Origin of the sequence: Marinobacter xestospongiae (assembly GCF_023156385.1) — a bacterium.
Lineage (GTDB): Bacteria > Pseudomonadota > Gammaproteobacteria > Pseudomonadales > Oleiphilaceae > Marinobacter > Marinobacter xestospongiae.
Window position 1 is genome coordinate 95,822 of record NZ_JAKZAK010000018.1, and the last position, 21,953, is coordinate 117,774.

Genomic DNA, 21,953 nt, shown 5'->3' on the forward strand with positions numbered 1-21,953 from the left:
TAAGCTCTGTTACAAAGGAACTGACTGCGCAGGACCCCGGAAATGACCGTTCTCGCCCACGAGATCATGACCCCCAGCATCAAGGCGGTGCCCCAAACCTGGACCATGGAAAGGCTGGCCCGCTTCCTCACCGACAACGACATTGCCGGCAGCCCCGTCACCGACGACAGTGGTGAGATTGTGGGCATCGCCACCCTCAAGGACATCACCGAGTTCCGCTGGAACGCCACTCGCAATGACGCTGATGCCGAACTGACACCAGAAGAGCAGCAGGAAGCCCGGCGGCTGCGGATGGCCATCTTCGAGGAAATGGGCAAGGTCCCGGTGGAGGTCCGCGATATCATGACCCCAAGCGTGCTGTCGGTGGACGAGAGCACGCCGGTCAAGGACATCGCTGATATCATGATGAAAGAGCACCTGCACCGGATCTTTGTCACCAAAGATTCGAAAATAACCGGTATCATAACCACTTACGATATGCTGAAATTGATATCAGACAAGGCACTGACCCAACGCTGCGCCGACGAGTAACACCCCGGCGCAGCGTGACTGCCGGACCCGACAGCCGCCTGCCAGAGAGGTATCGAGCCTATGCCCAGAGCATCCCAAGCTCACCAGAAGATGTACGTCCTCGACACCAACGTCCTGATCCACGATCCCAACGCCCTCCTGAATTTCGAAGAACACGATGTCATCATTCCCATGACGGTGCTGGAAGAGCTCGACAGCCTGAAGTCCGGCAAACAGGCGGTCGCGGCGGACTGCCGCCAGGCCATCCGCACCATCGACAAGCTGCTGGGTGACGCCACCCCGAAAGAGATCGAACTCGGCGTCCCCATCGTGCGGGCCAAGAAGGCTGCGCCCCTGGGCACCCTGTCGATCCTGATGAACACCGAGCTGAAGAGCAGCCACTCGCTGCCCGACAACCTCAACGACAACAAGATCATCAACTCCCTGGCAGCGCTGCAGGAACAGTACCCGGACCGGGACATCCTGCTGGTCAGCAAGGACATCAACATGCGCCTGAAAGCCCGGGGGTTTGGTGTTGAGGCCCAGGACTACCATAACGACCAGCTGCTGGACGACATCGATCTGCTGCCCCAGGGCTACCGCGAGTTCCCCAACTCGTTCTGGGACACCATCGAGAAGGTCGAGACGGTCCAGCGCGAAGGCATCACCGAGCACATCCTCAAGCGCGAAGGGGACCTGGCCAAACTCAACATCAACGAGTTCGTGATTGACGAGCAGGGCTTCGTCGGCAAGGTCACCGACATCCGCGATGACCAGCTGGTGATGCAGGACCTGCACCAGGACGACCTGATGAACGAGGAAGTCTGGGGTCTGGTGCCCCGGGACATCTACCAGGCCATGGCACTGAACCTGCTGCTGGACCCGGAGATCCACCTGGTGAACCTCACCGGCTCCGCCGGGTCGGGCAAGACCATCCTGGCACTGGCGGCCTGCATCGAGATGACGGTGGCCAGCAAGCAGTACAAGCGCATCATCGCCACCCGCAGCACCCAGGGTCTGGATGAGGACATCGGCTTCCTGCCCGGCACCGAGGCGGAGAAAATGGAGCCCTGGCTGGGCGCCATCGTCGACAACCTCGAAGCGCTGCACGAGGACGACGAGAACATGACCGCCAGCGTCGACTACATCCTCAGCAAGGTGCCGCTGCACTTCAAGTCAATGAACTACATCCGCGGCCGCAGCTTCCAGCACAGCCTGATCATCATCGACGAGTCCCAGAACCTGACGCCACACCAGATCAAGACCATCATCACCCGGGCCGGTAACGGCTCCAAGGTGATCTGCCTGGGCAACCTGGCGCAGATCGACACCCCGTACCTCAGCTCACTCAGCTCCGGTCTCACCTACATGACCGAGCGCTTCAAAGGGTTCCGACACGGCGGCCACATACACCTCCAGGGTGTGCCCCGCTCGGTGCTGGCGGAATACGCCGAAGCCAACCTGTAACCCCGCAACCGGTAGGCTGGCGTTTGCCGGCCTACCCTCTCCCCCCGTTGCCGCACGCACTGACCAAACGCCAGACGCAAAAAAGCCAGGGACAGGCCCTGGCAAAGGGAACAGTGTGTGGTTGCGCCGGCGGCGTACCGCCGGCAGAGGCCTTACTGGGCCACTTCGGCGGCTTCTTCCTCAGCCTGCTTGCGCAGCATGAAACGCTGGATCTTGCCGCTGGAGGTCTTCGGCAGTTCCTCCACGAACTCGATCTCACGCGGGTAGGAGTGGGTGGACAGCCGCGTACGCACGTGCTGCTGCAGCTTTTCCACCAGATTCTGATCGTGATCGAACTCCGGACGGGTGACCACGTAGGCTTTTACGATGGTGCCACGCTTCACATCCGGCTTGCCGACCACCGCGCTCTCGATCACCGCCTCGTGTTCCAGCAGAGTGCTCTCCACTTCCGCCGGCCCGATCCGGTAACCCGCAGAGGCGATGATATCGTCGTCACGGCCGGTGTAAGAGAACGCACCGTCGCCGTTGTTGATCACGATATCGCCGGTCAGGTAGTAGCGGTCACCATGGAACGGCCGCTTCTCGTTCCAGGCGTAGCCCTGGAAGAAGTACAGCGGTGACTCCTGCATGTCCACGGCCAGCTCGCCGGTCTCGCCCTCACCCACTTCGTTGAAGTGTGCATCCAGTGCCACCAGGCGATAGCCCGGAATCTGGTAGCCCATGCTGGCATCCCGGTGCGGGTGCTCCAGCTCGTGGAAGTTGGCGGCTGTCATACCGGTTTCGGTCTGGCCATAGTGGTCACAGACCACGCAATCGAAGGCCCGCTTGACCCAGGAGATGACTTCCGGATTCAGCGGCTCACCGGCACTGCTGGCCACCCGCAGGTCGATTTCCGGGTAGTCCTTCACCAGGTGGTCGTTGGCCATCAGCAGACGGTAGGCCGTCGGCGCCGCCGCCAGATTGGTGATGCGGTGCTTGCGCAGGAATTCCAGGGTGTTGTCAGCGGTAAAGCCGGCTTCGTTGAAGTGCGTGGTACAACCCAGCAGCATCGGACCAACCACCGCGTAGTACAGACCGTAGGCCCAGCCCGGGTCGGCAACGTTCCAGAAGTTGTCTTCCTGGCGCAGGCCGATGGCGTAGCGCATGTACATGTAGAACGCCGGCAGCGCCTTGGTGGGTACCGTCACGCCCTTGGACTTGCCCGTGGTGCCGGAGGTAAACATCTGCAGGAACGGGTCTTCCGCCCCCAGCAATACCGGCTCGAAGTCTTCCGGCTGCTGCTCCAGTGACGGCCAGAACAGGTTGTCGGCTTCCTTGGCGGCCGGATCACTCTCATCCGCCACCAGCAGGGTTTCCGGCAGGCCATTCACGTCGGCCAGTTTGGGCCACTGCTCCGGGTTGGTCACAATCAGTTTGGAACCGGCCTTGCCCAGGCGGTACTCGATGGCGCCAGAACCGAACGCGGTGAACAGCGGCTGGTAAACGGCGCCGACTCTCAGCGCGCCCAGCACGCAGATCATCAGTTCCGGGGTTCGGGTCAACAAGCAGGCAACACGATCGCCCTTGCCAATGCCGCGGGACTTGAGGAAGCCGGCAAACTGGGCGGAACGACGCTTGAGTTCGGCGAAGGTCATCTCGCCGCTGGTTCCGTCCACCCGTTCGTAGCGCAAGCCAACCCGGGACTCATCCTCGGCATAGCGGTCACAGATCTCAACGCAGACATTGATGCCGTCGTTATAATTGCCCACGAAATTCTGTAAGATCGATTCCACCGAGAAATCTTTGGCAAATTCGTCGTAGCTGATCGCGTCCATAGCAACACCTGCTTGTTTGAATTGTTGTTTGGAGTCCCTGAACCACGCCCCCTACACCACTGCGGACAAGGTGCCTGCAGCGGCCTGGTGATCGCGGCCCTTACTCTCTTATCAGCAGGTTAAGGAATGCCCTGCCGTAACAGAATGACAGGATTCAGCAGATAACTTGACAAGTTTTGCAGTCAGCAGAGTTTCCCATTCATGAAAAACCTGACCTTCTCATCCCACTATGCCCGGGCCATCGTCTACGGGCTGGAGAAGAACGGCTACAACGTCCAGAACCTGCTCACCGACCGTGACATCGACCTGGCCCTGATTCGCGAACCCAAGGCCCGGGTGCCCACCAAACAGTTCATCCGGCTGTTCCGCCTGACCTGGAAAGAACTGGACGATGAGTTCATGGGCCGCACCAGCCGTCCCTGCCGGGTTGGCCATTTCCATCTGATGGGGTCCCTGGTGGTGCACAGCACCAACCTGGAGGAAGTGCTGCGCCAGAGCATCCGCTGTTACCGGCTGTTCAATGAGGACATTGAGATTACCCTCAACCTGGAAGGGGACGAGGTGGAACTGAGCCTGGCTCACCACCATCCGGAGCTGGACCCGGACAACTTCCTGGTGGAATGGCTGTTGCTGGTGTGGCACCGGCTGGTGGGCTGGCTGATTGGTCGCAAGATCGTGCTGAGCCAGGCCACCTTCACCCATGAGCTGCCGCCGCATTTTGACGAGTACCGCTTCGTGTTTCCCTGCCGCTGCGACTTCGGTCGTGAGCGCAACAGCCTGTTTTTCAGCAAGCAGTACCTCACCATGCCGGTGGCCCGCACCAGCAAGGAGCTGGACGACTTCGTACTCAGCTCCCCCCGGGACCTGCTGATCTGGACCGACGAGGACGACAGCATCACCACCCAGGTCCGCCAGGCGCTGGAACTGTGTGACGAAGAGAAGCTGCCCAACCAGGACTGGATCGCCAGCCAGCTGCACATGACCGCCTACACCCTGAGCCGAAAGCTCAAGGCCGAGGGCAGCTCCTATCAGAAGATCAAGGACAACCTGCGCCGGGACCAGGCAGTGACCATGCTGACCCGCCAGAACCTCAGCGTAGCCGACATCTCCAGCCGCCTCGGCTTCGCCGAACCCGGCGCCTTCTCCCGCGCCTTCAAGCACTGGACCGGCGTCAGCCCACTGGCCTACCGCAAACAGGACCAGTAGAACGAAAAAAGGCCGCCTGAACAGGCGGCCAAACACGTCCCGTGACACGGAACAGAGAAGCTTCCGGCCGGGCCGGAAGACATCCCAAGGGGAGTCGTTGCGGCCCGCAGGCCGCCAAATCGTGTTACAGCAGCTCGACCGCCACCGCCGTACCTTCACCGCCACCGATGCACAGTGACGCCACCCCACGCTTCAACCCCTTCTGACGCAGGGCGTTGATCAGCGTGACCAGGATACGGGAGCCGGAGGAGCCAATCGGGTGACCCAGGGCACAGGCGCCGCCGTAGACGTTGACCTTGTCCTGATCCAGACCCAGCTGCTGGATTGCCAGCAAAGACACCACCGCAAAGGCTTCGTTGATCTCGAACAGGTCGACGTCGTCCTTGCTCCAGCCCGCTTTCGCCAGCACTTTCTCAATGGCGCCAATCGGTGCCAGGGTGAACTCCGCCGGCAGGCGGGCGTGGGTCGCGTGGGCGACGATCCGGGCCAGCGGCTTGAGGCCGCGATTGCCGGCTTCCTCGGCCGTGGTCAGCACCAGAGCCGAACCGCCATCGCTGATGGAGCTGGAGTTGGCCGCAGTGACCGTGCCGTCCTTCTTGAACGCCGGCTTCAGCGTGGGAATCTTGTCGGGGCGGGCGTTGCCCGGCTGCTCATCGGTGTCCACCAGAGTCTCGCCCTTGCGGCCCGGCACCGCCACCGGCACGATTTCCTCGGCAAACCAGCCCTGCTCGATGGCAGCCAGCGCCTTGTTGAGGGAGGCCACGGCGAATTCGTCCATGGTTTCCCGGCCGATGTTGTACTCGTCGGCACTGCGCTGGGCGAAAACACCCATCAGGCCACCTTCGTAGGCGTCTTCCAGGCCATCGAAGAACATCGAATCAATCACCTGGCCATGCCCCATACGCATGCCGGCACGGGCCTTGGGCAGCAGGTACGGCGCCTGGCTCATGTTTTCCATACCACCGGCAATCATGATGTCGTTGGTGCCGGCCATGATCTGGTCGTGCGCCATGATCACCGCCTGCATGCCGGAGCCACACATCTTGTTGATGGTGGTGCAACCGGAGGCATCAGGAATCCCCGCCTTGCGGGAGGCCTGCCGGGCCGGCGCCTGGCCGAGACCACCGGGCAATACGCAACCCATCACCACTTCCTGAACGTCTGCCGGGGTCAGCCCGGCGCGCTCGATGGCGGCCTTGATCGCAGCCGCGCCCAGATCCGGGGAACGAACCGAACTCAATGCGCCCATCATGCCGCCCATCGGGGTGCGGGCGGCACCGGCAATCACTACAGACTTGTCTGACATAACCTTACCTCTCGATTGTTCAGTCACGCCCCAGCAGGGAGCGGGCAATCACTTCTTTCATCACTTCCGAGGTGCCACCGTAGATCCGCTGTACCCGGGCATCCACAAAGGCGCGGGAGATGGGGTACTCGGAGGTGTAGCCGTAACCGCCGAACAGCTGCAGGCAACCGTCGGCCACCCGGCACTGCATCTCGGTGGCGCTGTACTTGGCCATGGATGCGGTCGCGGCATCCAGTTCACCACGGCTGTACTGGCTGATGCACTGATCAATGAACGCCTGGTTGACGCGGTAATCGGTCTCCATCTCGGCCAGGCGGAAGCGGGTGTTCTGGATCTGCTTGAGCTTCTGGCCAAAGACAATGCGCTCGTCGACGTACTGCAGAGTCAGGTCCAGCGAGCCGCGGGCGGCGGCGGTACCCAGGGCACCGATCACCAGGCGCTCACGGGGCAGTTCCTGCATCAGGTAGACAAAGCCCTTGCCTTCCTCACCCAGCAGCGCCGAACGGGGCAGACGCAGATCTTCAAAGAACAGTTCGGAAGTGTCGCCACAGTGCTGGCCGATCTTGTCCAGGTTGCGGCCGCGGGCAAAGCCGGGCAGCGTGGTATCCACCAGGAACAGGCTGATGCCGCGGGCGCCGGCGGAGGGATCGGTCTTCGCCGCCACGATCACCAGATCCGCGTGTTGGCCGTTGGTGATGAAAGTCTTGGAGCCGTTGAGGACATACTCGTCGCCGTCCAGCACCGCGCTGGAGCGCATGGCCTGCAGGTCGCTGCCAGCACCGGGTTCGGTCATCGCAATGGCGCCCACCGCCTCGCCGGTCACCATCTTCGGCAGCCAGTGCTGGCGCTGGGCTTCGGAGCCCAGGTGGCTGATGTAGGGGGCAACGATGTCGGAATGCACCATCACGTTGGTCGCCAGGGCACCGAAGCCCATGCGGGACATCTCCGCACCCACCATCACGGAATACTCAAACGGCACGCCGCAGCCACCGTCGGCCTCGGCCACATCCACGCAGAGCATGCCGGCCTCGCCCAACTGGTTCCACAGCTCGCGCGGCACAATGCCTTCTTTGTCCCAGCGCTCGTAGTGCGGTGCCACTTCACCTTCCAGCACCTTCACCACCATGTCGCGGAACAGGTTCATTTCTTCACGGTCGATTGTATCGGTCATGGTTCTCTCCTGGCCGGTGAGTCAGCCGCGCTTAGCGCGGCGCCATGCGCAGGGCGCAATCGAGACGGATCACCTCACCGTTGAGGATCGGGTTGCGCACCATCTGTTCCACCAGCATGCCGAACTCCTCCGGCTTGCCGAGACGTTTCGGGAACGGCAGGGTCGCCGCCAGGCTGTCCTGCACTTCCTGGGGCATGCCTTCCATCATCGGTGTCATGAACAGACCCGGTGCAATGGTGTTCACCCGGATGCCTTCCCGCGCCAGTTCACGGGCGGCCTGCAGGGTCATGGCAACCACGCCACCCTTGGAGGCACTGTAGGCAGACTGGCCGACCTGACCTTCGTAGGCCGCCACCGAGGCGGTGGAAATCACCACGCCGCGCTCGCCATCGGCGTTGGGCTCACGGGTAGCCATGTCTGCCGCCGCCAGACGCATGATGTTGAAGGAACCAATCAGGTTCACTTCAATCACCTTGCTGAATTTCTCCAGCGCCATCGGCCCTTCCTTGCCCAGGATCTTCGCCGCCGGCGCAATACCGGCACAGTTCACCGCCACACCACAGGGGCCGTGGGCTTCACGCGCCGCGGCCACCGCCGCTTCGGCACTCTCAGCGGAGGAGACATCACAGCGGATGAAAATCCCGCCCACGTCACGGGCCACCTGTTCGCCGCGCTCTTCCTGCAGGTCCAGAATCGCCACCTTGCAGCCAGCGGCCGCCAGTGCCCGCACCGCGCCTTCACCCAGACCGGACGCGCCACCAGTAACAATCGCAGGTACGCCTTGAAATTCCATGATTACCCCCTTCGAACTCAATTACGCCCGCCGCGCCCAGGCGCCGCCGGCCAAATGTCACAATGGAGGCAAGTGTGTGCCACAGCCGCCCCCAGGGCCATGACATATTTAGGCAGGAAATTTGTTAAAAAGTGCGATTGGGAGCGATTCAGAAACCGCTGATTACTCCCCCTGCACCGTCACCACCACCGTGCGGGCGCCGCCGTGGTTGCGGTGTTCGCACAGGTAAATGCCCTGCCAGGTGCCTAGGTTGGGGCGGCCGTTGGTGATGGGGAGGGAGACGCTGGTGCCGAGCAGGCTGCTCTTGAGGTGGGCGGGCAGATCGTCGCTGCCTTCGTAGGTGTGGGTGTAGTAAGGCGCGTCTTCCGGTGCCAGGCGGTTGAAGTAGGCCTCGAAATCGTCCCGCACCGTGGGGTCGGCGTTTTCGTTGATGGTCAGCGACGCTGACGTGTGCTTGATGAACACCTGCATCAGGCCCACCTGCACATTCGCCAGCTCCGGCAACTGGCGCAGGATGTCGTCGGTGACCAGGTGAAAGCCGCGGGGGCGGGGCGTCAGCCGGAGTTCTCTCTGGAGCCACATGGTCGGTCTCTCCGTTGTCGAGGGTGATCACTGTAGCCTGTGGAGCCTAGCGTTGCATTTCGTCCCAGGGGTGGACCGGCACCACCTCTTCGCCAAGCTCTGATTCGTAGCTGCTGCGGAAGTAGTCCATGGCCTTCTCGGCCTCACCGAGTTCGTCGAACCGGGCCACGTGGTAGATCGCTTCGCCCTCATTCACCAAAGGCAGGTTGTTGACGCAGATAACGATGCCGGAGAACGGGGACACCACGGCGGTTTCCACCTCACCAAACGGGTCCGCCAGCATCGCCAGTTTCTGGCCCTTGTTGACCCGCTGCCCCAGTCGCGCCACCGGTCGCATGATGCCGTCAATATCCGCCCGCACCCAGGACGACATGGCTGCGGTTTCGGATCGCTTGCGCGGCGCCTTGGGCCCCTTTTTCACCGGGATCATGTCCAGGGCCCGCATCACCCGCACCACCCCTTTGACGCCACTGGAGATCACCACGTCGTCAAAGCGCAGGGCTTCGCCACCTTCAAAGGTGATCACCGGGATGTCGAGGGAGTCGGCGTAGGCCCGCAGGCTGCCCTCCCGCAGGCTGGCGTTGAGGATGATGGGGGCACCGAAGGCTTCTGCCATACGTTCGGTGTCGGCGTTCTTCAGTTCGGCACGGATCTGCGGCAGGTTGAAGCGGTTGATGGCGCCGGTGTGCAAATCGATGATGTGGGTGACGTGTTCCATCACCTGGGTCCGCAACAGATAGGCAATGCGCCCGCCCAGCGACCCGCTTTCCGAGCCCGGGAAGCAGCGGTTGAGGTCGCGACGGTCCGGCAGGTAGCGGGTGCGCTGGATAAAGCCGAAGATATTGACGATCGGCACCGCCACCAGGGTACCCCGCAGATGACGCAACGCCGAGTTGCGCAGCACCCGGCGAATGATCTCCACCCCGTTGATCTCGTCGCCGTGAATGGCGGCGCACACCATCAACACCGGGCCATCCCGCCGGCCATGAATGATCTCCACCGGCAGGTGCAGCGGGGTGTGGGTGTAGAGCTTGGCCACCGGAATCTCCACAGTGGCGCGGGTACCGGGTTTCACCTCGGTGCCGGCGATGACAAACGGGGCTCTGGCCATGGCTTATCCCTGTCCTTTGGTGCGGGTCTTCCAGGGTTTCTGGTTTTTCTCGGTCCAGTTGATGATCATGCCGGCGACGTTCTTGCCGGTGGCGTTCTCGATGCCTTCCAGACCCGGAGACGAATTCACTTCCATCACCAGCGGCCCCCGGGATGAGCGCAGCAGGTCCACGCCGGCGACATTCAGCCCCATGGCCTTGGCGGCAGCGACCGCGGTCCTGCGTTCTTCCGGGGAAATCCGCACCAGCGAGGCGGTGCCGCCCCGGTGCAGGTTGGAGCGGAACTCCCCTTCTCCGGCCTGGCGTTTCATCGCGGCAATCACCTTGTCGCCGATAACAAAGCAGCGGATGTCCGCGCCACCGGCTTCCTTGATGAACTCCTGCACAAGAATGTCCGCCTTCAGGCCCATGAAGGCCTCAATCACACTCTCAGCCGCCTTGCGGGTTTCCGCCAGCACCACACCAATGCCCTGGGTGCCCTGCAGCAGTTTGATCACCACCGGCGCGCCACCGACCATCTTGATCAGCTCCGGCACGTTGTCCGGCTTGTTGGCAAAGCCGGTAACCGGCATGCCCACCCCTTTGCGGGCCAGCAGCTGCAACGAACGCAACTTGTCGCGGGCACGGGTAATGGCGACGGACTCGTTCACCGGGAACACGCCCATCATCTCGAACTGCCGCAACACCGCGGTGCCATAGAAGGTGACGGAGGCGCCGATGCGGGGAATCACCACATCGTAGTCTTCCAGAGTTTCACCGTGGTAATGGATCTTTGGACTGGCGGAGGTGATGTTCATGTAACAGTGCAGACAGTCGATCACCTGCACCTCATGCCCCCGGTTGAGGCTCTCCTCAACCAGGCGACGGGTGGAATACAGCGAACGGTTGCGCGACAGGATGGCAATTTTCATGTCTGATCCCTTAGCACCGGCTTTCCGGCGAGATAGGAGGATTCGGGGGACACCACACAGCGTCCGGCCATGGCAGTTCGACCAATCAGCATGCGGAAGCGCATGGAGTCCCGGTTGGTCAAGGTCATTTCAATCGGCCAACTGGTGTCACCAAGCACCAGCGTAGTCTCAATCACCAGTCTCAGCTCCTGGTGGCCGCCGGAATCGGTGACCTGGCGCTCATCAATCACCCTGGCATCGCACTCCACGCTGGCGTGAAGGTTGTTCTGCTCCGGGTGCACCCAGAAGCGGACCCGGCGTTCGCCGTCCTGGGTATAGGGTTCGGTTCGATAAGCATGGAGACAGGACGTGCGTGCACCGGTATCCACCTTGGCCTTGATGCAGGCAATGTCCAGGGCCGGCAGCGCGGCCCACTCCCGCCACCCCAGGCACAGTCGCTCGGCGAGGTCGGCCGGGGGGTGTGGGCTGGCGGACTGACCCGCCGTGTCAGGGCTTTGGCTATCAGGGTCCCGGTTATCGGAACGGCTATCGGGACGGTTAATCTCTGCCTTAGTGGGACACATCGCTCGCTTCCTTCTTCTGATTGTTATGGACGTGCTCTTCCTGCGCGTCGGATGCCACCTCCGCCGGCGAGGCGGACAGCAGCTGAACTTTGAACGGCTCCGAATGGCTGCCGGCGTAGACACTGGTGTGGGGGAACGGAATCTCCACTCCCTCGGCGTCCAGGGTCCGCTTGACCGCCACCATCATGTTACTGCGACCTTCCAGCACCTTGTCACGGGGGACCCAGAATGAAAACTGCAGGTCCACCGACGACGGCCCGAACCCGGTCACCAGCACAAATGCCTTGGGTTCCTCCAGGCATTCCTGGCTGCGTTCCGCCAGCGCCAGCAGCAACCCCTCCACCCGCTCCACGTCCTCGGCGTAAGCAATGCCAATGACCAGATCGATGCGCCGGATGGGAAACCGGGAGCGGTTCACCACCCGGGTCTTGATCAGGGTTTCGTTGGGAATTCGAACATACAGGTTGTCCGCGGTGCGCAGTTTGACGCTGAGCATGTCGATGCCGACCACTTCGCCGATGGTGGCTTCCACCTCGATGAAGTCTCCCAGCTCGAAGGGCCGTTCCACCAGCAGGAACAGGCCGCTGATCATGTTGGATGCCGAAGTCTGGGAGGCAAAGCCGATCGCCACCGTGAGGATGCCCGCCGCTCCCAGCAACACATCCAGGGAGAAGCCGGCCTCGCGCATGGCCGCCATCACAAAGATGGCCAACACCAGGTAGAACACCACCCGCCGGAACATCACCGTGTGGTGCAGCGACAGCCGGTTCCGCGCCATACGGGACACCGCCCGCGCCGCCAGCGATGCCAGCACGACACCCGCCACCAGCAGGAACAGCGCGGCGAACCATTTGGCCCAGGGAATCGCGGTCAACACCTCCCACAGGCTTTGTTCAACATCTTCCAGCACTGACGGTCTCCTTTTCGTGCTGTGGGCGAACTCAGTGGGCCGCCCCAAACATACGGTCAAACGCGCGGGTCAGACCGCCGCCATTACTCTTCTCCCGCGCTGGCGTCATCAGCTGACACTCGCCTGCCTCGGCCACCAGCGAGGTATCAATCTTCAGCCGGGCGGATTTCATTTCGGTTTCACACACCACCGTCACCCGGGGCGTCCACAACTGGTCCCGGTCATTCCGATACAGCGCCAGTAGCGGCGTGGGCAGACTGAAGCGCTCCAACAGCAACGGCTCCGGACGCCGGTTGCACACCCTCACCGGGGTAATGGCCCGCCAGGGTCGCTTGGGCACGGCCTCCAGTACCATGCGGCCATAACTGGGCGCGGTGTAGCACAGTTCGCCCTCCATGGTGGACGGTCCCACCCAAGTCAATGAGGGTTCTGACAGCGGAATCTCCGCGAGCACCGTGGCCAGATCGCCGGCGCACACCTGCACCCAGACCTGGGTACCAACATAGATGGTGCACTCGCCGTCGGCCGGGATGGTCAACGGCTGGTAAGGGCGAATAACCGTCGGCAGGCTGGCCAGCGCCGGCCGGTACCGCACAGTGTGATTGCCATCGGTGCGCACGAAGCGCTGCAATGGCACCTCCTGCCCCGGCACCACATGGCTGACCGAGGCCGCCCAACGCACCGGTTCGGGTTGATCCTGCAGGTACTGGGAGCGCACCTGCCACTCTTTGTCGAGCAGGGTGACCCAGAGCCGCACCTGGCCCAGTTCGTGGTACTGGGTCTGGCCGGATTCCAGGCTATAGGGTTGGTCCCAGCGACCGTCCTGAGGGGTATCGGAGCGGGTGGCCGGGGCAGCTTCCGTAACAGTGGCCATGATAGTTTCCAGTCAAAAAGTGTCGGGGGACAGCGTCAGGCGCGCGCATTAGAGTGCCAGACGGGACGACGCTCAATACGCATAAACGCTCACCGCTGTGCGGGCTCTGCATAAGCGGCCTAAGCGTGTGTTCTGGCGCATATTTTTGTCCCCTTATCTGTAAACTATAATCCAAAGCCCCGGTGTCGGCGAATATAGAAGACGCCCGTTTTTTCCGCTTTACCTATTCTGCATCAGGACACGTCATGACCCACCTCGTCTGGTTCCGCAACGACCTTCGCACCGCCGACAACGCCGCCCTGACCGCGGCCAGCCAATCGGATCAGCCTGTCATCGCCTGCTTTGTGCTGGCGCAGGAGCAGTGGCGAATGCACGACTGGTCGCCGGCCCGGATACGTCTGGTGATCGATCATGCCAACGCTCTGGCAGAAGCGCTGGCGAAGCTCGGCATAGCCATGCATTTCCTGGAAGCGCAGCAGTTCGACGACAGCCAGGATGCCCTGATTCGTCTCTGTCACGACCAGAGCGTCACCACGGTGCACTTCAATGAGGAATACGGCGTCAATGAACGTCGGCGGGATAAGCAACTGGCCCAGCGACTGGGCGAAGCTGGCGTCACCATCCACAAATACCGCGATCAGTGCGCGGTACCGGTTGGTCAGATACTGACCGGGCAGAACCAGCCCTACTCCGTGTTCACCCCCTTCTCCCGCACCTGGCGTCGCTGGCTCGACGACCAACAGCCAACTCTGTACCCACAACCAGCCGCGAAAGGAGACCCCGTAACCCCCAGCCGTATTGATCCCACCCCCATTGCCGGCTACGACCAGGCCCCACCGCCACTGGTCGCCACCGGTGAGGCCGCCGCCCACGATCGTCTGGAGGAGTTCCTGGCGGACCCGGTGGCACACTACAAGCAGCAGCGGGATTTCCCGGCGAAGGACGCCACCAGCCTGCTTTCACCCTACCTGGCCAGCGGCATTCTCAGTGGCCGCCAGTGCTGGGCCGCCGCCCAGCAGGTTCCGGCCACCGCCGCCAATCAGGAGGGGCTGGCGTGCTGGGTGAATGAAATCGCCTGGCGGGATTTCTACATTCACATCCTGTATCACTTCCCGCGGGTGAGCATGAACCGGGCATTCAAACCCGAAACCGAGGCGCTGGACTGGAACTCTTGCGGAGAGAGTTTCGAAGCCTGGAAGGAAGGCCGTACCGGGGTGCCGATCGTGGACGCCGCCATGCGTCAGCTCAACCAGACCGGCTGGATGCACAACCGTCTGCGCATGATCACCGCCATGTATCTGAGCAAGAACCTGTTTATCGACTGGCGGCTGGGAGAGGCCTACTTCATGTCACAGCTGGTGGACGGTTTTCTCGCCTCCAACAACGGCGGCTGGCAGTGGAGCGCCTCCACAGGGACCGACGCCGCACCCTACTTTCGCATTTTCAACCCGGTGACCCAGGGCGAACGCTTCGACCCCAATGGCGACTTCATTCGACGCTACGTCCCGGAACTGGCCGCGCTGGATGGCGATGCGGTCCACCAGCCCTGGCGCAGCGGCAAGCTGCCCAAGGGCTACCCGCGACAACTGGTGGATCTGAAGAAGAGCCGAAAAGAGGCCATTGCCCGATTTCAGGCGTTGAAGGAGGAGAATCAGGTCGCCGCTGACTGAGTCGTCAGCAACCACACACCGGGCAACCCGGATCACGGGCCAGGGTCATTTCACGCCAGGCCATCTGCCAGGCGTCGAGGATCAGCAGCCGGCCGACCAGCGGGGTGCCCACGCCGGTGATGACCTTGATGGCCTCCATCGCCTGGCTGGCACCAATCATGCCGACCAGCGGGCCGATTACGCCGGCTTCCGAGCAGGTCAGGTCTTCGTGGCCGGTCTCGTCGTAAAGGCAGTGGTAACAGGGGCTGTCATCCTGGCGGGCATCGAACACCGCCAGCTGGCCTTCGCCGCGGATGGCGGCACCGGACACCAGGGGTACCCGGGCGGAAACACAGGCCCGGTTGAGGGCAAAGCGAGTGCCGAAGTTATCGGTGCAATCGACCACCAGGCTGGCCTGGGCAACCTGTTGCGCCAGCGCCTGCTGTTCCAGGCGCTGGCGCAGGGCGCTGACCTGGATCGCGGGATTGATGCGCCGCACACGTTCCGCCAGGGCCTCGGCCTTGCTGTGGCCCAGATCGCCCTGGTCGAACGCCACCTGGCGCTGAAGGTTGGCCAGCTCGACCTGATCGTCATCCACCAGGGTCAGCTGGCCGACGCCGGCCGCTCCCAGGTACAGGGCAACCGGGCAGCCCAGACCGCCGGCCCCCACGACCAGCACCCGGGCGTCCTTGAGCCGGAGCTGGCCGGCAATGTCGAAACTGGGGATCAGTAGCTGCCGGCTGTAGCGCTGCAGTTCATCGTCAGTCAGCATGGTTCGGGTCCTCCTGCCAGCGGCCCAGGGTCAGGCGATCCTGGCCTCCGTAATCTTTGCGCCCCTCAATGGCCTCAAACCCGGCAGCCGCAAACAGCGCCTGGACCGCCTCGGCCTGGTCGTAACCGTGCTCAACCACCAGCCAGCCGCCGCTGTTCAGCCAGCCACTCGCCTGGCCGACGATCAATCGCAGATCGTCGAGGCCGTCGGGGCCTGACACCAGGGCAGAACCGGGCTCGAAGCGCACGTCGCCTTCCTCCAGGTGATGGTCATCCTGGCGAATGTAGGGCGGGTTGGACACAATCAGATCAAAACGCTGGGGCGCCAGGCTGTCAAACCAGGCGCTCTGGCACACCGTGACAGCAAGCTTCAGGGACTCGGCATTCTGCCTGGCCAGGGCCACCGCCTCCGGCACCAGATCACAGGCCTGAACCTGCCAGCCCGGCCGCTCACTGGCCAGGGCCAGGGCAATGGCGCCAGTACCGGTGCCCAGGTCAATCACCTGGGCCCGGCCAGGCAACGGCAGCGCCAGAGCGGCCTCCACCAGGCACTCGGTATCGGGGCGGGGGATCAGTGTGGTGGCGTTCACCGCCAGAGGCAGGGACCAGAATTCCTGCTCACCGAGCAGGTGGGCCACCGGTTCACCATGGGCCCGACGCTCCACAAGCGTCTGGAAGTGCGCCAGGGCATCATCTGGAACAATACGCTCCGGCCAGGCACGAAAGCTGGTGCGGCTCCAGCCGGTAACTCTGGCCAGCAGCAGCTCGGCGTCGAGTCGGGGCGAATCGCCAGCAATGGCCATCATTGCCTGGCGAATCACCGCCTCGCAACTGGCCGCCGACTCAGTCATCGGAGAGGCTGGCCAGCAGTTCGGCCTGGTGCTCCTGGAGCAACGGATCAATCACTGGCGACAGGTCACCGGCGATCACCTCGTCCAGCTTGTACAGGGTCAGGTTGATGCGATGATCCGTCACCCGGCCCTGGGGAAAGTTGTAGGTACGGATACGCTCTGAGCGGTCGCCGCTGCCCACCAGACTCTTGCGGGTCTCAGCCTGGGATTGCTGGTGCCGCTCCCGCTCCGCATCCTGCAGCCGGGTGGCAAGCAGGCTCATGGCCTTGGCCCGGTTCTTGTGCTGGGAGCGCTCTTCCTGGCACTCCACCACGATACCCGTGGGCAGGTGGGTCAGACGAATCGCTGAATCGGTCTTGTTGACGTGCTGACCACCGGCGCCGGAGGCCCGGAAGGTGTCCACCCGCAGGTCGCCCTTATTGATCTCGATGGCCTCAGCTTCGTCGGCCTCGGGCATCACCGCCACGGTGCAGGCCGAGGTGTGGATGCGGCCCTGGGATTCGGTTTCCGGCACCCGCTGGACCCGATGGGCACCAGACTCAAACTTGAGCGAGCCGTAAACACCGTCCCCCGCCACCCGGCTGATGATTTCCTTATAGCCGCCGTGCTCACCCGGGTTCTCACTCAGCACTTCCACCTGCCAGCGTTTGCCTTCGGCATAGCGGGAATACATGCGGAACAGGTCACCGGCAAAGATCGCCGCCTCGTCACCACCGGTACCGGCGCGAATCTCAAGGAACACGCTCTTGTGATCGTTGGGGTCCTTCGGCAGCATCAGGCGCTGGAGCTCTTCGTCCAGCTCCTCGCTCTTTTTCTGGGCCGCGGCCTGCTCTTCTTCCGCCATGGCGCGCATGTCCTCGTCGCCATCGTTGGCCAGTTCCGCCGCCGCGCTGATGTCGTCCAGGGCCTGGCGGTAGGCGCGGAAGCACTGCACCACTGGCTCAATTTCGGAAAATTCCCGCGACAGATTGCGGAACTGGTCCTGGTCGGAAATCACAGCCTGGTCGCTGAGCAACGCGCTGACCTCCTCGAAGCGGTCAACCAGCTGCTCGAGTCGGCTCTGAATGGATGCTTTCATAGTTTTTCCGGAGTGGCGGAAACCTCGTCTTCCCGGGTTTCCAGCTGATGCAATTCCCGCAGCCAGTGGGTGACTTCCACCCGTCCCTCGGCGGTTGCCTTGCGCACCTGGATCGAGGGCTCGTGGAGCAGCTTGTTGGTCAGTCCGCGCCCCAGGCTGCGAACGACGGTTTCGGCGTCTGCGCCGTTCCGCAGGGCTCGCAGGGCCTTCTCCACCTCGGCGTCACGCCGCAGTTCGGCCTGCTGACGGAACTGTTTCAGGGTGGACACGGCATCCAGCGCCCGCAACTGTCCGAGGAATTCCTCGGCACCGGCAAGAATCAGGTTCTCGGCCTCACGGGCGGCGCCCTCGCGGGAGCGGACATTCTCTTCGATTACCTGGCGCAAGTCATCCACGGTGTACAAGTAGACATCATCCAGACTGGCCACTTCCGGCTCGATATCCCGCGGAACGGCTATATCCACCATGAAGTAGGGACGGTGTTTACGCTGTTTCAGCGCGCGTTCAACGGCGCCTTTGCCGAGGATGGGGAGGGGGCTGGCGGTGGAGGAAATCACAATGTCCACCTCCGTCAGGTACTCCGGAATGTCGGACAGTACAATGCCGCGGCCACCGTGAATGCCGGCCAGGGACTGGGCCCGGTCCAGGGTGCGGTTGGCCACCAGGAACTCCTTCACGCCGGCTTCTGACAGGTGCTGGGCCACCAGCTCAATGGTCTTGCCGGCGCCGATCAGCAACGCCTTGTTGCGGGACAGATCGGCAAAAATATGGTTCGCCATGCTGACCGCGGCGTACGCCACCGACACCGGGTTCTCGCCAATGGCGGTATCGGTACGCACCCGCTTGGCCACAGAGAAGGTGTGTTCAAACAGTCGCGACAGGAACGAGCCGCTGGCGTCATACTCCCGCGACAGCGCGTAGGCATCCTTGAGCTGGCCGAAGATCTGTGGCTCGCCGAGCACCATGGAATCCAGCCCGGAGGCAACTCGCATCATATGGCGGACAGCGTCGGCGTCACGGTGCACGTAAACGGAGTCTTCCAGTTCTGCCGGAGCCAGGCCGTGGAAACCGGCCAGCCACCGCAACACCAGAGGGGCACAATCGTCATCGCCAGCCAGGTACAGTTCGGTACGGTTGCAGGTGGACAGGATCGCCGCCTCGCCAGCGCCAGACGCTGCCCTCAGCTCTGAAAACGCCTCGGCCATACGGTCCGGGGTGAACGCGATCCGCTCCCGCAGGTCGACCGGCGCGGTGCGATGATTGATGCCCAGCGTAAGAAATGCCATATCGGGGAAGACTACCTGTATGCGCCACTGGCCCTTCCCTTCTATATAGACACCACAGCGATACAGAGAAGACGGAAAGGCCACTATATTTCCGCATTTTAACGAGGGATATTCCCCGCTGCCACCCAAAACCCGCATACGGGGCCGGGAATTGCGGTTATTGCGGAGCCCTGCGGCCGGGGAATTGACAAGGATCAAGCCCTACCACCGATAAGGCCCCAGACGACAGCAATCGGGGTGAGCCGACCGTAATAGCGCCCAGGCAACAGCCACGGAACCGTACATCGATACTGCAGTCACACCCGCAAGGGAGACTCTGATTAGCTCCGGATCACCTCTGGCCTTCAGAGCGGTTCACACTCAAGGCGCGGCTTTGCAGGAAGGCTGGTTGCCTTTCAAAAAGTCACAACGCTGAGTGTGGATCGCTCTGAAGGCCCCGAAGGGCGTGCTCTGAGGGCTGCATCTGCGGTGTTGCGGCGTTCTCCAAGGACTATCCGGGTGCGGCCGGGACCATTGGCTGCGTACCACGCCTTGCAACTGCAGCCCTCAGATCACGCAGAGGCGGTTCGGAGCTGATCAGGGGCTCCCTGCATCCGATTGGGCAAGGCCAGGGCCTTATGCCATCATAAGGCCCTGCGCGCAGTCAGCTGCGTCGTGCCCAAGGAGCCCCGGGCTCCAGAACCAACACAGGATCTCGCATGCAAAAACCGGTCTTGATGTTCGTTGCCAGCCTGCTGGGGCTTTCGCTGTCGGGCTGCGCCAACTTGATGGACAGCCCGCCGTCGGACAGCCCCACCGAAGAGACCGCCGTCTCCACAACCGCTCCCACGACAATCCCGGAGCCTGTTTACGGCGATTTTGAACCGGAAGAACTGTACCTGCTGCTGGCAGCGGAGGTGGCGGCTCAGCGCGGCCGCTACGACGTTACCCTGGTGAACTATCTCAAGGCTGCCCAACTGTCCCGGGACAGCGGCATCATTGAACGCGCCCTTCGCATTGCCCAGAGCCTGAACGGTGACAATGCCCAGCAGCAGCTGGCGACCCTGTGGCTGGAAACCGATCCCGACAACCTGGAAGCCCACCGGGTACTGGCGATCCAGGCGGTGAAGCGCAATCAGCTGGAAACGGCCCTCGCTCATATGGAGCAGATCATGGATCTGGGGGCCGATGCCGATTTCGACAACCTGGCCGCCCTCGCCGCCCAGCTCGATCCACAACAACAGGAAGAGCTGCTGGAACTGTATGACCAGCTGGCCAGCCGCCATCCAGGCAACCTGGAAATCGAGTACAGCATCGCGCTGCTGATGAAGATCAACAACCAGCCCGCCACCGCCCTGGCGCGCCTGGAACCACTTCTGGAAGAGCATCCCAACTTCCAGCCCGCGCTGATCCTCAAAGGTGACCTGCTGTACCAAACCGGCCTCAAGACCAAGGCTCTGGACCACCTGCTGTTGAATACCCGGCGTTTCCCGGACAACCGGCAGATGGGCACACTCTATGGCCGCATGCTGATCAACGAAGGTGAGCTGCAGGCCGCCCAGGACGAATTCGGTCGCCTGATGGAACAGTTCAAGGATGTTCCCGGATTGCGCCTCTCCCACGCCCTGGTGGCGCTGGAGAACGGTGAGATCGATATCGCCCGCGAGGACCTCAGTCGCCTGATCGAACAGGGACATCACACCGACGAGGCCCACTTCTATCTGGGCAAGATTGCCGATGGAGAACAGCGTTACCAGCAGGCCATCGGCTTCTATGAGCAGGTGGAACAAGGCAACCACTACTTCCCGGCGCTGTCCCGGGCCAGTGCCCTGCAGGCAGAACTCGGGGATATCGAAAGCGCCCTGGGCAACATCCGCAAGCTGAGGGACGCCAACCCGCAACAGGCGGAGAACTTCTGGCTGCTGGAAATCAACCTGCTGCTGGAGCATCACCGCAAGCAGGATGCCCTCGCTGCCGCCAATGACGCCCTGACCACGCTGCCGGACAGTATCCGGGTGCGCTATGCCCGCGCCATGCTGCTGGATACTTTGGAGCGCGCCGCAGACGCCGAGGCAGACCTGCGCCACGTCCTTGACCAGGAACCGGACAATGCCGTCGCCCTCAATGCCCTGGGGTACATCCTCACCACCCGCACAGATCGCCTGAACGAAGCGGAAACGCTGATTCGCCACGCGCTGGAGCTCGACCCGGACAACCCCGCCATTCTCGACAGCATGGGCTGGGTGCTGTTCCAGCAGGGCCGGCCACTGGATGCCCTTGAGTACCTCCAGGCCGCCTATCGGGAATTTCCCGACCCGGAAGTCGCAGCCCATTATGGTGAACTGCTGTGGCAGATCGGTGAACAGGAACAGGCTCGGGTGGTCTGGCGCAAAGCGCTTGAAGACAACCTGGAACACCCGATCCTGCGGGAAACCATCCTGCGGCTGACCGGGGAGCAGGATCTGTGAACACCGTCCGCTCCTGCTTAGCTCTCATTGTGTGCCTGGTCACCCTGAGTGCCTGCACCACCATTCAACTGGAACCGTTGCCGGAGGGCCTGACCGACCAGCCGCCGGCAGACTGGTCCGCCCGCACCGAACAACTCACCGCCCTGCAGCACTGGCAGTTGATGGGCAAACTGGCGGTACGTCAGCCATCGGATAGCGGCTCGGCGGTGATCAATCAGTGGACTCAGCACCGGGAACGCTACGACCTGTCGCTGTCCTCCGCGTTTCTGGGACTTGGCAGCACCCGGCTCACCGGGACCCCGGGTTTTATGGAGCTGACCCTGCCGGATGGCGACGTGTATAGCTCAGGCGATCCCGAAGCCCTGGTGGCCGCGGCAACCGGTTGGCAACTACCGCTGTCCGATCTGACCTGGTGGGTGCGCGGTTTGCCCAACCCTGGCAGCAACTACCGTCTGTTCTTTGATCAACAGCAGCGGGTCGCGATGATCCGCCAGGGTGGCTGGGAGATCCGTTATGATCGCTGGCGCTCGTTCATCGAGCCGTTGCCGGAACTGCCCGCCCGCATCACCGCTCTGCGGGGCGAACGCCGGGTACGCCTGGCGATCACCGATTGGCAACGCGCCGAGCAGCCCTGACGCTTTCTTTCCCCTACCCC

20 protein-coding genes are annotated in these 21,953 nt (G+C 62.7%); 6 read left to right on the top strand and 14 right to left on the bottom strand.

Annotation, left to right across the window (positions count from 1 at the left end; translation table 11 throughout):
• The first annotated feature begins 42 nt into the window (after positions 1 to 42).
• Both MLD24_RS13915 and MLD24_RS13920 read left to right on the top strand, forming a co-directional pair.
• Positions 43 to 531, top strand: coding sequence for a CBS domain-containing protein (locus MLD24_RS13915; protein WP_248167228.1), 489 nt, complete (start codon positions 43 to 45; stop codon positions 529 to 531).
• Between the two features lie 90 nt (positions 532 to 621).
• Positions 622 to 1,977, top strand: a complete 1,356-nt coding sequence (locus MLD24_RS13920) for a PhoH family protein (protein ID WP_248167273.1) — start codon at positions 622 to 624, stop codon at positions 1,975 to 1,977.
• A 152-nt stretch (positions 1,978 to 2,129) separates the two neighbouring features.
• Here the strand turns inward: MLD24_RS13920 and MLD24_RS13925 are convergent, their stop codons facing one another.
• Complete coding sequence (locus MLD24_RS13925; protein WP_248167230.1) at positions 2,130 to 3,791, bottom strand: AMP-binding protein; 1,662 nt, start codon at positions 3,789 to 3,791, stop codon at positions 2,130 to 2,132.
• A 201-nt stretch (positions 3,792 to 3,992) separates the two neighbouring features.
• Here MLD24_RS13925 and MLD24_RS13930 point away from each other — a divergent pair, with 201 nt between their 5' ends.
• Positions 3,993 to 4,997: an AraC family transcriptional regulator gene (locus MLD24_RS13930; RefSeq protein ID WP_227172129.1), complete on the top strand. Its 1,005-nt coding sequence runs from the start codon at positions 3,993 to 3,995 to the stop codon at positions 4,995 to 4,997.
• A gap of 124 nt (positions 4,998 to 5,121) precedes the next feature.
• Here the strand turns inward: MLD24_RS13930 and MLD24_RS13935 are convergent, their stop codons facing one another.
• From MLD24_RS13935 to MLD24_RS13975, 9 genes are all read right to left on the bottom strand, one after another.
• Entirely contained in the window at positions 5,122 to 6,303 is a 1,182-nt protein-coding gene (locus tag MLD24_RS13935) for a thiolase family protein (protein ID WP_227172130.1), read from the bottom strand.
• 19 nt (positions 6,304 to 6,322) lie between these two features.
• On the bottom strand, positions 6,323 to 7,474 hold the full coding sequence (locus MLD24_RS13940) for an acyl-CoA dehydrogenase family protein (RefSeq protein WP_248167232.1): 1,152 nt from the start codon (positions 7,472 to 7,474) through the stop codon (positions 6,323 to 6,325).
• Positions 7,475 to 7,505: 31 nt separating this feature from the next.
• A complete protein-coding gene (locus MLD24_RS13945; protein WP_227172132.1) occupies positions 7,506 to 8,267 on the bottom strand; it encodes an SDR family NAD(P)-dependent oxidoreductase in 762 nt (253 codons plus the stop codon).
• A gap of 162 nt (positions 8,268 to 8,429) precedes the next feature.
• A complete protein-coding gene (locus MLD24_RS13950; RefSeq protein ID WP_227172133.1) occupies positions 8,430 to 8,849 on the bottom strand; it encodes a secondary thiamine-phosphate synthase enzyme YjbQ in 420 nt (139 codons plus the stop codon).
• A 46-nt stretch (positions 8,850 to 8,895) separates the two neighbouring features.
• The gene (locus MLD24_RS13955) at positions 8,896 to 9,960 is read right to left on the bottom strand and encodes a succinylglutamate desuccinylase/aspartoacylase family protein (RefSeq protein WP_248167234.1); all 1,065 of its coding nucleotides are present in this window, start codon (positions 9,958 to 9,960) and stop codon (positions 8,896 to 8,898) included.
• A gap of 3 nt (positions 9,961 to 9,963) precedes the next feature.
• Positions 9,964 to 10,869, bottom strand: a complete 906-nt coding sequence (gene rimK, locus MLD24_RS13960) for a 30S ribosomal protein S6--L-glutamate ligase (protein WP_227172135.1) — start codon at positions 10,867 to 10,869, stop codon at positions 9,964 to 9,966.
• Positions 10,866 to 11,432 carry an ATP-dependent zinc protease family protein gene (locus tag MLD24_RS13965; RefSeq protein ID WP_248167236.1) on the bottom strand — a complete coding sequence of 189 codons (567 nt, stop codon included), beginning with the start codon at positions 11,430 to 11,432 and terminating at the stop codon, positions 10,866 to 10,868. The genes rimK and MLD24_RS13965 overlap by 4 nt, the downstream gene beginning before the upstream one ends.
• Entirely contained in the window at positions 11,419 to 12,342 is a 924-nt protein-coding gene (locus MLD24_RS13970; protein WP_227172137.1) for a mechanosensitive ion channel family protein, read from the bottom strand. The genes MLD24_RS13965 and MLD24_RS13970 overlap by 14 nt, the downstream gene beginning before the upstream one ends.
• Before the next feature lie 31 nt (positions 12,343 to 12,373).
• Entirely contained in the window at positions 12,374 to 13,216 is an 843-nt protein-coding gene (locus tag MLD24_RS13975) for a hypothetical protein (RefSeq protein ID WP_227172138.1), read from the bottom strand.
• 245 nt (positions 13,217 to 13,461) lie between these two features.
• Here MLD24_RS13975 and phrB point away from each other — a divergent pair, with 245 nt between their 5' ends.
• Positions 13,462 to 14,886: a deoxyribodipyrimidine photo-lyase gene (gene phrB, locus MLD24_RS13980; RefSeq protein WP_248167237.1), complete on the top strand. Its 1,425-nt coding sequence runs from the start codon at positions 13,462 to 13,464 to the stop codon at positions 14,884 to 14,886.
• A gap of 4 nt (positions 14,887 to 14,890) precedes the next feature.
• Here the strand turns inward: phrB and MLD24_RS13985 are convergent, their stop codons facing one another.
• Genes MLD24_RS13985 through hemA form a run of 4 tightly spaced genes read right to left on the bottom strand, consistent with a single transcriptional unit; the run spans position 14,891 to position 18,851 of the window.
• On the bottom strand, positions 14,891 to 15,637 hold the full coding sequence (locus MLD24_RS13985) for a HesA/MoeB/ThiF family protein (protein WP_248167239.1): 747 nt from the start codon (positions 15,635 to 15,637) through the stop codon (positions 14,891 to 14,893).
• Positions 15,627 to 16,487 (bottom strand): peptide chain release factor N(5)-glutamine methyltransferase, encoded by an 861-nt coding sequence (gene prmC, locus MLD24_RS13990; protein WP_282450650.1) that lies wholly within the window; start codon positions 16,485 to 16,487, stop codon positions 15,627 to 15,629. Before prmC ends, MLD24_RS13985 begins: the two co-directional genes overlap by 11 nt.
• On the bottom strand, positions 16,480 to 17,565 hold the full coding sequence (prfA, locus tag MLD24_RS13995; protein ID WP_248167241.1) for a peptide chain release factor 1: 1,086 nt from the start codon (positions 17,563 to 17,565) through the stop codon (positions 16,480 to 16,482). The genes prmC and prfA overlap by 8 nt, the downstream gene beginning before the upstream one ends.
• Entirely contained in the window at positions 17,562 to 18,851 is a 1,290-nt protein-coding gene (gene hemA / locus MLD24_RS14000; RefSeq protein ID WP_227172144.1) for a glutamyl-tRNA reductase, read from the bottom strand. Before hemA ends, prfA begins: the two co-directional genes overlap by 4 nt.
• 698 nt (positions 18,852 to 19,549) lie before the next feature.
• Between hemA and MLD24_RS14005 the strand changes: the two genes are divergently transcribed.
• Positions 19,550 to 21,298, top strand: a complete 1,749-nt coding sequence (locus MLD24_RS14005; RefSeq protein WP_248167244.1) for a tetratricopeptide repeat protein — start codon at positions 19,550 to 19,552, stop codon at positions 21,296 to 21,298.
• Complete coding sequence (gene lolB / locus MLD24_RS14010) at positions 21,295 to 21,933, top strand: lipoprotein insertase outer membrane protein LolB (RefSeq protein ID WP_248167247.1); 639 nt, start codon at positions 21,295 to 21,297, stop codon at positions 21,931 to 21,933. The genes MLD24_RS14005 and lolB overlap by 4 nt, the downstream gene beginning before the upstream one ends.
• The last annotated feature ends 20 nt before the right edge of the window (positions 21,934 to 21,953 follow it).

Excerpts from the sequence above, each read along its gene's own strand:
- MLD24_RS13915 (WP_248167228.1), top strand. The coding sequence starts at position 43 with ATGACCGTTCTCGCCCACGAGATCATGACCCCCAGCATCAAGGCGGTG.
- MLD24_RS13920 (WP_248167273.1), top strand. The coding sequence starts at position 622 with ATGTACGTCCTCGACACCAACGTCCTGATCCACGATCCCAACGCCCTC.
- MLD24_RS13925 (WP_248167230.1), bottom strand. The coding sequence starts at position 3,791 with ATGGACGCGATCAGCTACGACGAATTTGCCAAAGATTTCTCGGTGGAA.
- MLD24_RS13930 (WP_227172129.1), top strand. The coding sequence starts at position 3,993 with ATGAAAAACCTGACCTTCTCATCCCACTATGCCCGGGCCATCGTCTAC.
- MLD24_RS13935 (WP_227172130.1), bottom strand. The coding sequence starts at position 6,303 with ATGTCAGACAAGTCTGTAGTGATTGCCGGTGCCGCCCGCACCCCGATG.
- MLD24_RS13940 (WP_248167232.1), bottom strand. The coding sequence starts at position 7,474 with ATGACCGATACAATCGACCGTGAAGAAATGAACCTGTTCCGCGACATG.
- MLD24_RS13945 (WP_227172132.1), bottom strand. The coding sequence starts at position 8,267 with ATGGAATTTCAAGGCGTACCTGCGATTGTTACTGGTGGCGCGTCCGGT.
- MLD24_RS13950 (WP_227172133.1), bottom strand. The coding sequence starts at position 8,849 with ATGTGGCTCCAGAGAGAACTCCGGCTGACGCCCCGCCCCCGCGGCTTT.
- MLD24_RS13955 (WP_248167234.1), bottom strand. The coding sequence starts at position 9,960 with ATGGCCAGAGCCCCGTTTGTCATCGCCGGCACCGAGGTGAAACCCGGT.
- rimK (WP_227172135.1), bottom strand. The coding sequence starts at position 10,869 with ATGAAAATTGCCATCCTGTCGCGCAACCGTTCGCTGTATTCCACCCGT.
- MLD24_RS13965 (WP_248167236.1), bottom strand. The coding sequence starts at position 11,432 with ATGTGTCCCACTAAGGCAGAGATTAACCGTCCCGATAGCCGTTCCGAT.
- MLD24_RS13975 (WP_227172138.1), bottom strand. The coding sequence starts at position 13,216 with ATGGCCACTGTTACGGAAGCTGCCCCGGCCACCCGCTCCGATACCCCT.
- phrB (WP_248167237.1), top strand. The coding sequence starts at position 13,462 with ATGACCCACCTCGTCTGGTTCCGCAACGACCTTCGCACCGCCGACAAC.
- MLD24_RS13985 (WP_248167239.1), bottom strand. The coding sequence starts at position 15,637 with ATGCTGACTGACGATGAACTGCAGCGCTACAGCCGGCAGCTACTGATC.
- prmC (WP_282450650.1), bottom strand. The coding sequence starts at position 16,487 with ATGACTGAGTCGGCGGCCAGTTGCGAGGCGGTGATTCGCCAGGCAATG.
- prfA (WP_248167241.1), bottom strand. The coding sequence starts at position 17,565 with ATGAAAGCATCCATTCAGAGCCGACTCGAGCAGCTGGTTGACCGCTTC.
- hemA (WP_227172144.1), bottom strand. The coding sequence starts at position 18,851 with ATGGCATTTCTTACGCTGGGCATCAATCATCGCACCGCGCCGGTCGAC.
- MLD24_RS14005 (WP_248167244.1), top strand. The coding sequence starts at position 19,550 with ATGCAAAAACCGGTCTTGATGTTCGTTGCCAGCCTGCTGGGGCTTTCG.